Here is a 14,570-nt window from a genome sequence, read left to right as displayed (position 1 = left end):
CATAAATGCGTAATAAGTTTCAGGTATGTGATGACTGCCAAGGTGTGTGTTTAAGAACGTTGTTACCAAAATTAGAAAAGTTAGATCCAGATGCTGAAGTGGAAATTGCATGCCAGTCTTACTGCGGACCAGGCCGTAAGAAAACTTTCGCATTTGTGAACAATCGCCCGCTTGCAGCACTTACTGAAGATGAGCTGATGGAGAAAGTGAAGAAACGCCTTTCTCAAAAACGTGATCCAGAAGAAGAGGCACGTTTAGCGAAGCGTAACGCCGAACGTAAACGCAGACTGGATGAACAGAATGCGAAGCTGAAAGCGAAACTGAATAAAGGTTAGATGCATTAAAGCACAGAAAATGAAGGATATTTTCTGTGCTTTTTTGTATTATAATGAGCAGCTTAACATTCCACATATTTCTTTAATGTAAATTAACACGAGTTTAACATCTCTCTGTTACGATTAACATAAAGTGTCGTACATGAAAGGTGGAAAATTTCGTGAATATATTGATTACGGGTGCACGTGCACCAATTTCGTATGAAGTAGTGCAGCAGCAGGTCGCGCTTGGTAGAAAGGTTTACTTAACGGACTCTACGAAGAAAGTGAGCATTAAGAAGTCAAAGTTTATTGAGCAGTTTATATTAACCACTTCTCCACGATTTTCTACAGAACTCTATATTCAGGATATTAATGATATTATCGACACGTATCACATTGATCTTGTTATACCACTGAACGAAGAGTCGTTCTATCTTTCTTATATGAAATCACAAATTAACGCCCCCGTTTACGTTGAAGAAATTCAGAAGATGCTTTCAGTACACAATAAATATAACTTTACAAAATTAATCGATGCGATGGGATTTAAAGTACCGGATACAGAATATATTATGAATCAGCACGATTTAACACAGTTTATAAATGATTACCCGGGAAATGAATATATCGTTAAGCAACCTTATGGGCGCTTCGGACAATCTGTACGTAAATTATCTCGTATGGAACTGGAGAATCAGCGATTAATTGAATTTCCATTTATGATTCAGACATTGATTAAAGGGACAGAATGGTGTTCTTATAGTTTTGCACATGAAGGGCGTACATTAAGTACATCGTTATATTTATCGAACACACATGATAGTTACAATTGTTCAACGTACTTTCATTCTCAGAAAAACGAAGCATTGCAGGAAATTATTGAAAGTGTTATCCACAATTTAAACTGGTCATATCAAATCGCATTTGATGTGATACAGTGTGATACAACAGGGGAGTATTATTTTATTGAATGTAATCCTCGTGCGACAAATGGAGCTTTGTTCATGCAACCTGAAATATGGGAGTTAAAACCATGCACACCGAAATATGAAGCGCGTCAGCTAATATTCGTATCGTTATATAACTTTATAATGCGACCGAAGAAACATAATTTAGAACGTTTAAAGTACGGTAAGGATATATTCTGGCATCCGAGTGAAAAAGGGATATTCTTTGAACAATTAATTAGCGGTGCACAGTGGTGGTTGACAGCGAAATCACTCAAGACGACTGTGAATACGATTACGACGTATGATATTGAATGGAACGAAGACCTTATGACAAAGAAATAGAGGGTAGTTTATGACATTTTATAGCACTTATGATGAAATACCATTTGACCGTATTAATATCGGAGTAAAAGAGCATGAATACTTACGCTATATGATGGAAGGCATCACGCGTGGTATTGAAAATGTTGAAGCACGCGTAGAAGTGATGGTTTTAAATGGACAACTTATCCCATTCAGCATTAAAGATGGTGGCAAGGATCAATCCTGGATTCATTCGTTTACGGGTCAGTATATTGATGAAATGGTAAACGAAACAAGTCGTATGAATCTGCCAGCATATTTAAAACCTGTAACGAATGCAATACTTACAGTTGGGCGTTTTGTACTGGATCCGTCATGCGAACAGACGATAACTGTATTCCCTTCATTTATGTCGACAACAATGTATGAAGGTTATGAGTTTGAGCAAATTGAATTAATAACGAAGACTTTATGCGAACGTTTTCCGGAACATGCAATATGTTTTCGTACATTAAATGATAAGTTCCATATTTATGAAATGGAATTGCTTCATGAGGCCGGATATGAGCGTCTTATATCTCGAGCAGTGTATATATACGATAGTTATGAGCAGCATAATAAAAACGAACGTAAAGACTTAAAAAAAGATATTAAGAAATTTAATAAGAGCGGACTGACATTTACGATGACGCTTAATGATGAAGACTTTGAGCAATTAGTTCCGTTATATGAACAAGTATATTTAGATAAGTATTCGAACTTTAATCCGCACTATACAGCTGAATTCTTTAAATTTATGTATGCGTCTACGAATTTACAATGGTTTGTCTTAAAGGATGAAGCACGTATCGTATCATTTATGGCTGTTCAGGAAGCGGGGAATGTACTGTTTCCGGCTTATTTCGGTATGGATCAGTCGATGAAACACTTATACTTTATAACGAGTGGATTACTATATAGGTTTGCAAGGCGTAACGGATACTGCATTAATAATAGTGCAGGCGCTAAAGATTATAAGCTTGCACGTGGATCAAGACCGTACTTAGAATATCACTTTGTATATGTGAAGCACCTCTCTCCGCTGAAGCAGCTGCACTTTTTATCATTTATGAACTGCGCAACGCGTATTGGTGAACGTGCATTAAAACAGACACAGTTCAGTTAATTGTTGTGCAATTCTGATAATTAAGTGTTATAATATAAGGATATTAATTTTGAAGTAGAAGTGGGAGAGAAGAATCATGGTAAGTATTCGTAAAGCAACACAAGATGATATTACACAGATTAAAGATGTCGTGACAAAAGCGTGGCACGACACATATAAAAATATAATGGCTGCAAGTACGAGTGTGCAGTTTCTGGAAGCATCATTCAGCACATCACGACTCGAGAAAAAGATTCAGGAGACACTCTTTTTAGTTGCTGAAGTAGATGGGAAGATTGTTGGATTTGCGAACTTTATATACGGAAAAGCATTAAACTTATCAGCGATTTACGTATTACCGGAACATCAACGTCATCAAATCGGAACTGCTTTACTTCATAATGGATTATCTAACTTTACGGATTATGATGCAGTGTTTGTTGAAGTCGCACTAGATAACGAACGTGCAACAAAGTTCTATTATAGAGAAGATTTTGAGCTTGTTCGTGAATACGAAGAAGATATACTCGGTGAGAAAGTATTAACAGGTCTATTGAAAAAAGAACTCTAAACGATGGAGGCGGAAAATCCGTCTTCATTTTTTGTTATTCAGTCTTGGAGTATAGATATGTTGGAATAAAGGCTTTCTATGATAATATTAAAGTATTAAAGTATATAGGAGGACCATATGAGCTATCAGTTTAAGAAAATGCCTGAAGAGAAAGTGTTTAAAGACCCTGTACACCGATATGTTCATGTGCGTGATCAAATAATATGGGATTTGATCAAGACGAAAGAATTCCAGAGGTTGCGACGTATTAAACAGCTTGGAACGCTCTACCTTGCATTTCATTCAGCTGAGCATTCCCGCTTCAATCACTCGCTCGGTGTATACGAAATCGTACGCCGTATGATTGACGAAATCTTTAAAGGTCGGCCTGCATGGAATGATGAGGATCGTCCGTTAGCATTATGTGCTGCATTGCTTCATGACCTGGGACATGGTCCATTTTCTCACTGTTTCGAGAAGATATTCGATACGGATCATGAAGCTTATACACAAAAGATAATATTAGGACCGACTGAAGTGAATGCGGTATTATCTCGTGTACACTCAGATTTTCCGAAAGAAGTCGCGGATGTCATCAACAAGACACATAAGAACAAACTTGTGATATCAATGATTTCTTCTCAGATTGATGCAGATAGAATGGATTACCTTCAGCGTGATGCGTATTATACAGGCGTAAGTTACGGTAGTTTTGATATGGAGCGTGTCCTCAGATTGATGCGTCCAACTGAAGATGAAGTCGTTATTAAAGAGAGTGGTATGCATGCGGTTGAAGACTATTTGATGAGTCGTTATCAGATGTACTGGCAAGTATACTTCCACCCTGTAAGTCGTGGCGGAGAAGTGTTGTTGAACCGCGTCTTTAAACGTGCAAAGCTGTTGTATAACGAAGGGTATGAATTTAAAGCACCTCCGAAATATTTAGTGCCGTTTTTCAAGTCGAATGATGTAGATGTTCATCAGTACTTAAAGCTTGATGAGATGGTCATCAACTATTACTTACAGGAATGGATTTACGAATCTGACGACATTTTAAGCGACTTAACCCGTCGATTTGTGAATCGTGATCTGTTCAAATATTTGCCGTTTGATGGTAATCAGCTGACGATCGCAGAGCTTACGGAACTGTTTGAGCAGGCGGGTATTAATTCAGAGTATTACTTAGTATTTGATGCCTTTAGCGACTTGCCATATGATTATAATCGTCCGGGTATTAATAAGCGTAGGCCGATACATTTATTAACGCGTAATCATAAAATTAAGGAAATTAGTACGCAATCTGTTATTATAAACAGTATTACCGGGCTAGATAGAAAGGATTATAAACTCTACTACCCGAAAGAGCGCATATTAAATATTGAAGATCCTGAACTTAAAGGATCGATTATTAATTTACTGAATGAATTAAATTAGAGGTGAAATAAATGGCAGATTTTCAGTTTAATATTATAAAAAATGACCCGCTTGATGGTCATAAAGGAACAAATATCGGTTCCATCAGTCTTGATAACGTAGCACCTGTGTTTATTGATATTAAAGCACAGCATGCATTTATTGATATTGGTGCAATGCATGCGCGAAGCGAAGTAGAAAAGCGCGTGAAATGGGTTACGGATAAGTCCGAAACGAGTGGTCCTGATGAGCAGGAATACTGGCTTGTTTGGGTAACGACAGAGCGCGGCGAACATGGACCGTATTATGCGGGTGTAACGGCTTGCTACATGTCGGTAAATAAAGTGCGTAAACGTGGTTACAAAGTGATGGCAGAACACGTGAATATGATGGATAAATCGATGAAACATCATTTTATTCTGGACCATATCGGTACAGACAATCGTCGCGTACTGAAAGACTTCTTAATGCAGCACGATGCACGTATGTGGGAGCTGTCAGATGAGGCACTTAAGACGATGCTTGAACGATAAATTTTGTCAATATTGTGACAATTATGAACTTCCCATTTAACGGTTGTATTTTTTGCTCAAGAGAAGTAAGATATGAGTAGCTATAAAAATAGCTAGGACACTAAAGAAAGCAGGTATTTTTATACCTGCTTTCTTTAATTTTTTATATAATATAAGCTATACTAAAAGAGTGGTGAACAGTTTGGAAATAGATATTCATGTATTGCAGAACATTACAACAGAAGAAGGTACAGAATCATTTGAAGTGAAAACGTCAGGTCAGTTAATTGATAAGCATCATACGTATATTACATATGATGAGGTTATTGATGATATTACAACGAATGTGCGTGTGAAGCTAGAGGATAATCGGATTCGGATTAGACGTACTGGAGAATTATCAATGGATTTCTTATTTGTACCAACAGAAACGACGCAGAATATGTATCATATGGCGAATCAGAAAGCGGTCATGGATATTACGACAAACGAGCTGGTTATGGAGCATGTGGCCACTCATGGTCATATATACATACAATATTCAATTTCAACAAACAATACAGTGCTGGGAACTTATTCCTATGAGCTGACATATAAGGAGCGAACTTAATGAATATCGTACAAAAACAGAAAGAAACATTAATCGAAGAAATTAAACAAGCGATTCTGAAAGCGGAACTTGTAACGGAAGTACCTGAAATTAAAATTGAAACGCCAAAAGATACTAAAAATGGTGACTATGCAACAAATATTGCAATGGTATTAACGAAACTTGCAAAACGTAATCCGAGAGAAATTGCTCAAGCAATTGTTGATAACATAGACATTAAGAAAGCAGACATTTCAAAGATTGATATTGCAGGTCCAGGGTTTATTAACTTTTATATGGATAATGCGTATTTAACAGCAATCATTACAGAAGCATTAACGAAACAGAAAGATTTTGGTAAAGGTGAGCCTAAAGATGAACGTATATTAGTGGAATATGTATCTGCGAATCCAACAGGTAGTTTACATATCGGACATGCGCGTAACGCAGCAGTAGGTGATACATTATGTAACGTATTATCTGCGGCAGGATATGACGTGTTACGTGAATATTATATAAATGACGCTGGTAAACAAATTGAAAACTTAGCATACTCGATTGAAGCAAGATTTTTACAGGCATTAGGTGAAGACAAATCATTGCCGGCTGACGGTTATCACGGTAAAGATATTATCGAAATCGGTAAGGATTTAGCAGAGAAACATCCTGAATATAAAGATGCTGAGGAAGCTGAACGTATTAAGGCATTCCGTAAGCTTGGTTTAGATTACGAGATGGAAAAATTAAAGAAAGACTTAACGGAATTTAATGTACATTTCGATAACTGGTTCAGCGAAACATCACTTTATGAGAATAAAGAAATCGATAAAGCATTAGAACAGATGAGACAGCACGGTTACATCTTTGAAGAAGACGGTGCAACTTGGTTACGTACGACAGAATTTGGCGATGACAAAGATCGTGTATTGATTAAAAAAGATGGGTCATATACGTACTTCTTACCAGACATTGCATATCACTATGACAAAATTGAACGTGGTTATGATACGTTAATTAATTTATTCGGTGCGGATCACCACGGTTATATTAATCGTTTAAAAGCATCGCTTGAAACATTCGGCGTTGATTCTAACCGCCTTGAAATTCAAGTGATGCAGATGGTCCGTTTATTACAGGATGGACAAGAAGTGAAGATGAGTAAACGTACGGGTAATGCGATTACATTACGTGACATAATGGATGAAGTAGGAATTGACGCAGCACGTTATTTCTTAACGATGAGAAGCCCTGACTCACACTTTGACTTTGATATGGAACTTGCTAAGAGTGAATCAAGTGACAATCCTGTATATTATGCGCAATATGCGCATGCCAGAATTTGTTCAATGTTACGTCAGGCAAAGGAACAAAGTATTACGCCAAGTACAAATGTAAACTATGCGCTTATTACAAATGACAAAGCATTTGAATTATTAAAGCGTGTCGCTGACTTTGAAAGTGTCATTGCACAAGCTGCAGAACATCGCGCGCCACACCGCATTACGAATTACATTCAGGACTTAGCAGCACACTTCCATAAGTTTTATAATGCTGAGAAAGTTTTAACGGATGATCTTGAAAAATCACGTGCGCATGTTGCGTTAATTGAAGCTGTTCGCATTACGCTCCAAAATGCATTGACGTTAGTTGGTGTATCGAGTCCAGAACAGATGTAGTAATATTAAAATTTATTAAGAGTGGTACATTCATTTGTTCCACTCTTTTATTTCGAGGAGGCCAATATGAAAAGAATCATCACGCTACTAATAGCGTTACTTGTTTTGGCGGGCTGTAACGCACAAACGAATGAAACGAAGCAGGGACGCATTATTTCATTAATGCCAAGTAATACAGAAATTCTATATGCGCTAGGAATGGAAGATGAGATGATCGGTGTATCAACGGTTGATGATTATCCGAAATCGGTGAAGAAGCTTGAGCAGTTTGACGCGATGAAACTCAATTATGAAGCATTATTAAAGGCGAAACCGACGATGATAATTGCACATGAATCGATGAAGTCACAGGAGAAAGTATTAAAACGGTTAAGTGATAAAGGTATTAAAGTTGTAACAGTTAAGAGTGCGCAAAACTTTGATGAAATGTATGCAAGTATCGACCAGATTGGTCAAGCTGTGAAGAAAGAAAAAGAAGCCGATAAGCTTGAAGCGAAGATAAAGAAAGAAATTGATGACGTAGTGAATACATACAGCAAAAAGTTATCAGGTAAAAAAGTACTGATAGAAGTGTCACCGGCCCCGGAAATTTATACAGGCGGAAAAGATACGATGTTTGATGATATGATTCACAAGCTTGGAAGCGTGAATGTTTTTCATGATATTAAAGGATGGCAACCTGTAAATTCAGAAGCGATTATTAAACGCAATCCTGATGTCATTATCGCGATAAGTGATATGACAGATAAAGCGTATCGTGAATCAGTTGAAAAACGTGGTGGATTCAGCAATGTAAATGCGGTGAAACAAGGTGCTATATATACGATTGAAGCGGACTATATTTCAAGGCCGAGTCCACGCATTGCTAAAGGTCTGAAGGAGCTCGCTGAAACGATAGATGAAGCGAAATAATATTCTTATTGCACTGATTGTCTGTTTAATATTGTGCCACTTATTTTATGATAATGGCGTGATTGGCTTATCGGATCCACTTAATCAATCGATATTGCTGGAAGTACGACTGCCGAGAGTAATTATGGGAGTAGTTGCAGGGATAGTGTTATCCATTAGCGGCCTGGCATTCCAAGTTATACTTAAGAATAACCTCGCCGACAGTTTCTCATTAGGGATAGCGAGTGGTGCGAGCCTTGGGAGTGCAGTAGGTGTAATCGCAGGCATGTCACTTGTCATGATTGCGTTAAGTGGTGTTGTAATGAGCTTACTAACGTTGCTGATTGTTATATTACTCAGCATGATGATAAAAGTGAGCCATCAATCTGTATGGGTAGTGCTCTCTGGTTTGTTTATTAATTTATTCTGCTCGAGTGTACTATACATGCTCATTTTGTTCGTCCCGGATAAAACGCGTGACATTATGAATTATCTCTATGGTACATTGGATAACGTGACAATTAATGAAATGTTTGTCGTATTGCCGGTCAGTTTCGCCGGTATACTGCTTCTGTTTTATTATCATCGTCCGCTGGAACTGTTATCTTTAGGGCAGGAGCATGCGTTAGTATTAGGATTAAAAACACGGTTTATGTATGTATTATTAACGATTGCAAGTGTAATGACAGCGGTACTCATAAGTTATACCGGGATTATAGGATTTGTAGGGATGGTCGTCCCACCATTTGTCCGACTCTTTATGAAAGGCAACTTTATAAATAAGATGTGCACGACGGCATTACTCGGTATTATCGTCGTGCTGCTCGGAGATTTCCTGGGAAAAGTAATTGCACCACCTGTACAAATTCCTGTTAGTGTGATGATGTGTATCATCGGATTACCGTTACTTGTGTTTACAACGGTTAAAGAAATGCGGATATCTCGTATTTAACTGCATAAAACTTGCAATCGTCAGCGCATTGGTAATTTCACCATGCGCTATTTTTTTATGGATTTCTTCTATAGGAACGTGTATGACTTCTATATCTTCAAATAACTCTGTTGCCATTTTATTAGCCTGAACTGCGTGAGCGACAAATAGTGTATAAAGTTGATTTGTGAAGAGTGCAGGGTTCGGATTCATATCTCCGATAAGCGTGGCTTCACCTGTGTATCCTGTTTCTTCTTCAAGTTCTTTCACACCGGCAACGTCAATATGCTGTGTTTCAATGATGCCCCCTGGCAATTCTAAACTGTATGCTTCGCTGCCAATACGATATTGTTTGATCATAATGACGTGCTGATTATATATCGCAATTACATTTACCCAGTTCGGAGCTTCAATTTGGTAAAACGCAGCACGATTATCATGATACTGAAACTCAGTTGTCACGACATGAAACACATTATAATCATGTCGATTGATTCGTTTTCCTTTCGTCCACATCATTTTCACCTCATATCATATGATTTCAGTGTATCAGATAGGGTATAATACTGCTAACAGTATCGTACTAAGGAGATGAGGATATGACAGTAATGCAATTTAATGAAGCAGGTCAGTTTGAAGGTGGCATCTATGAGAAAGTAGAAGTTACAGCAGAAGTTACTGTAAGATCGAGTATAGAAGCACATGAATTAATCATTACACGTGACGGATCGCTAACGATACAAGGTAAATTAAATGCACCGTATATTCATGTTGAAGGTAAATTAACAGTTGAAGATACGATTGAAACAAACGAAATGACTATTGATAGTACAGCAGAAGTTGCAGCAGGCAATAACGTTATTGCTGCAAACGTAGAAAATAAAGGGAATTTTAAGTTAAACGAAGGACTGCATACGGCACAATTACATTCGAAAGGTGTACTTGTTGCACGTGGTCCTATGAATGCAGAACAATTTAAATCAACGGGATCAATACAACTGGATAATGATTTAACGGCACAGGACATTGAAATTATCGTTGCAGAATCAAGTAATATTCGTTATGTAAACGGTAGCAATATAACCGTGAAAGCAGAACGTGAGAAACTATTATTCAAAGATACAGCGTCTAAATTATCTGTACGTGAGCTGGATGGGATTGAAGTTACTGTTGAGAACATAGTTGCAGATATTGTTCGCGGGACACGTGTTGTAATTCATAACAACTGTACAATTAAGACGGTTGAGTATGAAGAGGATTATACATACGATGAATCATCTGATGTATACGAATTTGCTAAAATAAAAAGATAAAGAGGTGGCATATGGAATTAGCATTAACAAATAATGATGTAGCAATCCATTTTACAATTAGAGGTAAAGGATACCCGGTTGTAATGCTGCATGGTCAATTTATGAATACATCAATGTTTGAATCATTTAACGATGCATTTAAGGAGTATCAACTCATTAAAATTGACTTACGTGGTCACGGGAGATCTGATAAACCGACGGCAATTAATATGGAGGGCTATATAGAAGATGTACTTTCTGTGCTTGATAAGTTGTTTATCAAACAGGCACACTTTATCGGTTTTGGCCTCGGTGCAATGGTAGCAGGTACAATCGCTGCGAAGTATCCGAGCTATGTAAATCGTCTCGTTTTAATGAGTATCGGTAAGTATAGCTACTATGAAGCTGAACAGAAATTTCACGAGAAGTATGCGAGTATACTCCGTACATTATCACGTAAACAGCGTAATGAAGTATTGATGGATTACATGTATCATGACATTAAACTCGTGAAAAAGTATTATAAACGCATGACGGATACTGCAACGGGTTTAACGGATAAAGAAGAGAATGCAGTAATTCTTTCTACGATAGATTTTAATGTAGATGACTTTAAAAGCATCAACGCACCGACGCTAATATTAAACGGAAAGTACGATGAGTTAGTACCTCAAGATGAAGCACAGTTTATTCATCAAGTAATCGGTAATAGTCGTTTGATTACGTTTTTAAATAGTGGTCATGCGATGCTGTTTGAAGAGAAAGAACGTTTTGAAAATGAAGTATTAGATTTTTTCAGTGAACAATAAAGGGGAAAACAATATGGATAAACAATATGATGACGACACCTTATTTCAAAAATATAGCGAGATGGAACGTTCGAAGTACGGCCTAGAAGCTGCCGGAGAATGGGAATCGTTCAAAGCGATGATGCCGGACTTAGAAGGCCGTGCTGTACTGGATCTAGGCTGTGGTTACGGCTGGCATTGTCAGTATGCAGTAGAATCCGGTGCATCTAAAGTAGTCGGAATTGATGTATCAGAGAAAATGTTAGCACGTGCAGCAACACAACCAGATGCACATAAGATTACATTTCTTGAACAGTCTATGGATGAACTTGACTTTGAGCCACATGAGTTTGAAGTTGTAATGAGTTCACTTGCGATACACTATATGCCATCATTCAAAGACGTGGTAGAACAAGTAAAAGAAGTGCTGACAATCAATGGTACATTTATATTCAGTATTGAACATCCTGTATACACAGCGGAAGGTTCAGAAGAATGGGTGTATGATGAAGCGGGGAATAAATTGCACTGGCCGGTCGATAACTATTATAAGGAAGGTGAACGTGAAACGAATTTCTTAGGGGAGGAAGTTCGTAAATACCACCGTACGTTATCGCATTACTTAAGCGTGCTCATTGATAACAACTTTGTTATAAAAGGCATTGAGGAACCGGAACCATCTGAACGTATGACTGAAGAGGATCCAGAGATGAAGCATGAACTACGTCGACCGATGATGTTAATCATATCAGCTAGAAGAAAGTAATAAAACAAAGCCTCGTTCGAATGTCATTCAAACGGGGCTCCTTTTTTCGTTAAATAATGTATTCTCTGATTTAATGACCCTCTAAATTTCAAGTGATGTCTGTATAGTGACTGTACAAAAGGACCATCGATAAGGACATCGATTTCGTCTAACAGCTGTGCATATGGAGAGTGTAATATCCATTCAATCATATAGCCGGACCAGAGCCATATATCTTTACGGTGTCCAAAATTTTCACGTACTGCGCGTACGAGTTGTCGTGTGAGTTCAATATTCTGCAATGGTTCTCCACCAAGTATGGAAAGTCCCTGTATATAGTCGTGATCGAGCAGCGTCATAATTTCCTGTATAAGCACATCGGAGCAAGGTGTCCCTTTATTAAAATCCCATATACTTGCATTGTAACAACCGGGACAGTGAAAGCTGCACCCTGAAATATATACGCTGACGCGCACACCTTCACCATCAACCATAGAGGCTGGCATTATCTTTGCGATGTTGCTCATAATGCATCCATATGTTTAACGCGAGATTGTATTTCTTTATGGCGTCCTTTAATCATCGGTCGTTTCAATGGTTGACCTAAGTAACCGCATGTACGTTTAATCACATCTGTCGTCTCAGGATTCGTATTATGGCATTGTGGACACATAAAACCATGTTCAGTAGCATTGAATTCTCCTTCAAATCCACACTCAAAACATTTATCAATCGGTAAGTTCGTTCCTAAGTATCCGACTTTATCGTATGAATAATCCCATACTGTCTCAAGTGCTTTTAAATTATGTTTTAAGTCAGGATATTCACAATAATGAATGAAGCCGCCTAATGAATGTTTTGCAAAGCGCTGTTCGAATGTCAGCTTTTCAAAAGGAGTAACTTTCTTTCTCGTATCGTAGTGGAAGGAGTTCGTGTAATATCCTTTATCCGTTACATGTTCAATCTCTCCGAACTTTTCGTAATCTAAAGTGCAGAAACGATGTGTGAGTGATTCGCTTGGCGTACCATATATACTGAACTGTATGTTATACTGCTTTGTTAATTGTGCTGCATACTGTTTCATCGTTATCAATACGTTTTCTATAAAGGATAAAGCCACCTCATCTGCTTCCCAGTTCGGATGGAATAAAACCGTACCGACTTCATATAGTCCGATATATCCGATACTTATCGTTGCTCGTCTTTGTGTGAAAAGTTGCATAATATCATCATCTGGACAGAGTGATTTACTGAATGCACCGTGCTGATAAAGTATCGGTGCATTTTCAGGAGTAGCATCTTTCAGGCGATGAATACGATATAAACATGCATCTTTAACAATTTCTAAACGCTCTTTTAATAAGGACATGAACTGTTCTGTATGCTTTGCTTCTAAAGCAATTCTTGGAAGATTCAACGTCGTAACACCTAAATTACAGCGACCACTATTAACAGCCTTTCCTTCTTCTTCATATAAATTTAAGAAACTACGGCAGCCCATCGGTACTTTAAAGTCACCAATTAATTGGGTTAGCGCCTTATAATTCAATATGTCCGGGTACATCCTTTTTGATGAACATTGCAGTGCAAGTTGTTTAATGTCGTAATTCGGATCTGCTGATTTTAAATTGACGCCATCTTTAATGCTGAATACAAGTTTAGGAAATATTGCAGTTACTTTCTCTTTGCCGAGTCCTTCTATACGAATATTGAGTATTGCGCGCTGAATCATCTTAGCATATATATCCGTACCAAGTCCGAATCCGAATGTTACAAAAGGTGTCTGGCCATTACTTGTATATAAAGTATTGATTTCGTACTCCAGTGATTGCATTGCATCATATATATCTTTTTCTGTCATTCTCATAACATAATCTTCTTGTAATTGTGGTAAAACGAATTGTTCTGCATCGCGTGTATGTTTCAAAGCATTAAGATGTGCATAGCGACTCAGCACTTCATCGATGCGATCAATTGAACAGCCACCATACTGGCTGCTGCTTACATTCGCAATAATCTGGCTAATTTGTGCGGCCGCTGTTTGAATTGATTGTGGTGGTTTAACATGTGCGTTTCCGATAATGAAGCCATTTTTTAACATATGTGCTACATCAATTAAGCAGCAGTTTGTCATCGGATGATAAGGATGATAATCCAAATCATGAAAGTGAATCTCTCCGTTTCTATGTGCGCGTCGTACATGCTCAGGTAGCATATTTAATCCGATGTTACGTGCGACAGTACCAGCAGTCAAGTCACGCATCGTAGTGAAGCGTTTCGGATCTTTATTAGCATTCTCGTGTATGACGTCACTTGATGCATTGATTAAATGCGTAAGATCATCTTGTAAACTTTCTATAGATTTATACATATTAACACTCCTATTTTCTATATGTTGTGTACGTAAACTATAATAACACTATATATAGTGTTTTTTTGAGTTTCACAATATATACAACAATTCGTCAA

At 37.7% G+C, this 14,570-nt stretch carries 16 protein-coding genes; 13 read left to right on the top strand and 3 right to left on the bottom strand.

All coding sequences use genetic code 11. The annotated features are described in order from the left end of the window. The first annotated feature begins 5 nt into the window (after nt 1–5). From LAU42_RS10955 to LAU42_RS10910, 10 genes are all read left to right on the top strand, one after another. A complete protein-coding gene (locus LAU42_RS10955; RefSeq protein WP_086039284.1) occupies nt 6–335 on the top strand; it encodes a YuzB family protein in 330 nt (109 codons plus the stop codon). Between the two features lie 161 nt (nt 336–496). Next, nucleotides 497–1,609, top strand: a complete 1,113-nt coding sequence (locus LAU42_RS10950) for an ATP-grasp domain-containing protein (RefSeq protein ID WP_224183581.1) — start codon at nt 497–499, stop codon at nt 1,607–1,609. Between the two features lie 10 nt (nt 1,610–1,619). After that, entirely contained in the window at nt 1,620–2,735 is a 1,116-nt protein-coding gene (locus tag LAU42_RS10945) for a GNAT family N-acetyltransferase (protein WP_224183580.1), read from the top strand. A gap of 76 nt (nt 2,736–2,811) precedes the next feature. Further along, nucleotides 2,812–3,285, top strand: a complete 474-nt coding sequence (locus LAU42_RS10940) for a GNAT family N-acetyltransferase (protein ID WP_224183579.1) — start codon at nt 2,812–2,814, stop codon at nt 3,283–3,285. Between the two features lie 117 nt (nt 3,286–3,402). After that, nucleotides 3,403–4,698: an HD domain-containing protein gene (locus tag LAU42_RS10935; protein WP_224183578.1), complete on the top strand. Its 1,296-nt coding sequence runs from the start codon at nt 3,403–3,405 to the stop codon at nt 4,696–4,698. Nucleotides 4,699–4,709: 11 nt separating this feature from the next. Further along, complete coding sequence (locus tag LAU42_RS10930) at nt 4,710–5,210, top strand: YwhD family protein (RefSeq protein ID WP_224183577.1); 501 nt, start codon at nt 4,710–4,712, stop codon at nt 5,208–5,210. A gap of 181 nt (nt 5,211–5,391) precedes the next feature. Next, the gene (locus LAU42_RS10925) at nt 5,392–5,799 is read left to right on the top strand and encodes a YwiB family protein (RefSeq protein WP_224183576.1); all 408 of its coding nucleotides are present in this window, start codon (nt 5,392–5,394) and stop codon (nt 5,797–5,799) included. Further along, complete coding sequence (gene argS / locus LAU42_RS10920; RefSeq protein ID WP_224183575.1) at nt 5,799–7,454, top strand: arginine--tRNA ligase; 1,656 nt, start codon at nt 5,799–5,801, stop codon at nt 7,452–7,454. Before LAU42_RS10925 ends, argS begins: the two co-directional genes overlap by 1 nt. Nucleotides 7,455–7,520: 66 nt before the next feature. Then, a complete protein-coding gene (locus tag LAU42_RS10915) occupies nt 7,521–8,366 on the top strand; it encodes a heme/hemin ABC transporter substrate-binding protein (protein ID WP_224183574.1) in 846 nt (281 codons plus the stop codon). After that, complete coding sequence (locus LAU42_RS10910) at nt 8,353–9,297, top strand: FecCD family ABC transporter permease (RefSeq protein ID WP_224183573.1); 945 nt, start codon at nt 8,353–8,355, stop codon at nt 9,295–9,297. The genes LAU42_RS10915 and LAU42_RS10910 overlap by 14 nt, the downstream gene beginning before the upstream one ends. Here the strand turns inward: LAU42_RS10910 and LAU42_RS10905 are convergent. Next, nucleotides 9,250–9,795, bottom strand: coding sequence for an NUDIX hydrolase (locus tag LAU42_RS10905; RefSeq protein ID WP_224183572.1), 546 nt, complete (start codon nt 9,793–9,795; stop codon nt 9,250–9,252). The two genes, LAU42_RS10910 and LAU42_RS10905, sit on opposite strands and share 48 nt — an antisense overlap. Before the next feature lie 80 nt (nt 9,796–9,875). Here LAU42_RS10905 and LAU42_RS10900 point away from each other — a divergent pair, with 80 nt between their 5' ends. From LAU42_RS10900 to LAU42_RS10890, 3 genes are read left to right on the top strand one after another with little or no spacing between them, the layout of a single operon-like run. Further along, nucleotides 9,876–10,589 carry a hypothetical protein gene (locus tag LAU42_RS10900; RefSeq protein ID WP_224183571.1) on the top strand — a complete coding sequence of 238 codons (714 nt, stop codon included), beginning with the start codon at nt 9,876–9,878 and terminating at the stop codon, nt 10,587–10,589. A gap of 11 nt (nt 10,590–10,600) precedes the next feature. After that, a complete protein-coding gene (locus LAU42_RS10895) occupies nt 10,601–11,377 on the top strand; it encodes an alpha/beta fold hydrolase (protein WP_224183570.1) in 777 nt (258 codons plus the stop codon). Between the two features lie 13 nt (nt 11,378–11,390). After that, nucleotides 11,391–12,122: a class I SAM-dependent methyltransferase gene (locus LAU42_RS10890; protein ID WP_224183569.1), complete on the top strand. Its 732-nt coding sequence runs from the start codon at nt 11,391–11,393 to the stop codon at nt 12,120–12,122. Between the two features lie 23 nt (nt 12,123–12,145). Here the strand turns inward: LAU42_RS10890 and nrdG are convergent, their stop codons facing one another. Beyond that, nucleotides 12,146–12,628: an anaerobic ribonucleoside-triphosphate reductase activating protein gene (gene nrdG / locus LAU42_RS10885; protein WP_224183568.1), complete on the bottom strand. Its 483-nt coding sequence runs from the start codon at nt 12,626–12,628 to the stop codon at nt 12,146–12,148. Further along, on the bottom strand, nt 12,625–14,460 hold the full coding sequence (nrdD, locus tag LAU42_RS10880) for an anaerobic ribonucleoside-triphosphate reductase (protein ID WP_224184806.1): 1,836 nt from the start codon (nt 14,458–14,460) through the stop codon (nt 12,625–12,627). Before nrdD ends, nrdG begins: the two co-directional genes overlap by 4 nt. Between the last annotated feature and the right edge of the window lie 110 nt (nt 14,461–14,570).

Source organism: Macrococcus armenti, assembly GCF_020097135.1.
GTDB lineage: Bacteria > Bacillota > Bacilli > Staphylococcales > Staphylococcaceae > Macrococcoides > Macrococcoides armenti.
The sequence above is the reverse complement of the archived record's forward strand: the minus strand, read 5'-3'. Positions and strand labels throughout refer to the sequence as shown.

What these genes read in the sequence shown, in the direction of transcription:
- argS (WP_224183575.1), top strand. Translation starts at nt 5,799, where the DNA reads ATGAATATCGTACAAAAACAGAAAGAAACATTAATCGAAGAAATTAAA.
- LAU42_RS10895 (WP_224183570.1), top strand. Translation starts at nt 10,601, where the DNA reads ATGGAATTAGCATTAACAAATAATGATGTAGCAATCCATTTTACAATT.
- LAU42_RS10955 (WP_086039284.1), top strand. Translation starts at nt 6, where the DNA reads ATGCGTAATAAGTTTCAGGTATGTGATGACTGCCAAGGTGTGTGTTTA.
- nrdG (WP_224183568.1), bottom strand. Translation starts at nt 12,628, where the DNA reads ATGAGCAACATCGCAAAGATAATGCCAGCCTCTATGGTTGATGGTGAA.
- LAU42_RS10910 (WP_224183573.1), top strand. Translation starts at nt 8,353, where the DNA reads ATGAAGCGAAATAATATTCTTATTGCACTGATTGTCTGTTTAATATTG.
- LAU42_RS10930 (WP_224183577.1), top strand. Translation starts at nt 4,710, where the DNA reads ATGGCAGATTTTCAGTTTAATATTATAAAAAATGACCCGCTTGATGGT.
- LAU42_RS10890 (WP_224183569.1), top strand. Translation starts at nt 11,391, where the DNA reads ATGGATAAACAATATGATGACGACACCTTATTTCAAAAATATAGCGAG.
- LAU42_RS10935 (WP_224183578.1), top strand. Translation starts at nt 3,403, where the DNA reads ATGAGCTATCAGTTTAAGAAAATGCCTGAAGAGAAAGTGTTTAAAGAC.
- LAU42_RS10945 (WP_224183580.1), top strand. Translation starts at nt 1,620, where the DNA reads ATGACATTTTATAGCACTTATGATGAAATACCATTTGACCGTATTAAT.
- LAU42_RS10940 (WP_224183579.1), top strand. Translation starts at nt 2,812, where the DNA reads ATGGTAAGTATTCGTAAAGCAACACAAGATGATATTACACAGATTAAA.
- LAU42_RS10900 (WP_224183571.1), top strand. Translation starts at nt 9,876, where the DNA reads ATGACAGTAATGCAATTTAATGAAGCAGGTCAGTTTGAAGGTGGCATC.
- LAU42_RS10905 (WP_224183572.1), bottom strand. Translation starts at nt 9,795, where the DNA reads ATGATGTGGACGAAAGGAAAACGAATCAATCGACATGATTATAATGTG.
- LAU42_RS10915 (WP_224183574.1), top strand. Translation starts at nt 7,521, where the DNA reads ATGAAAAGAATCATCACGCTACTAATAGCGTTACTTGTTTTGGCGGGC.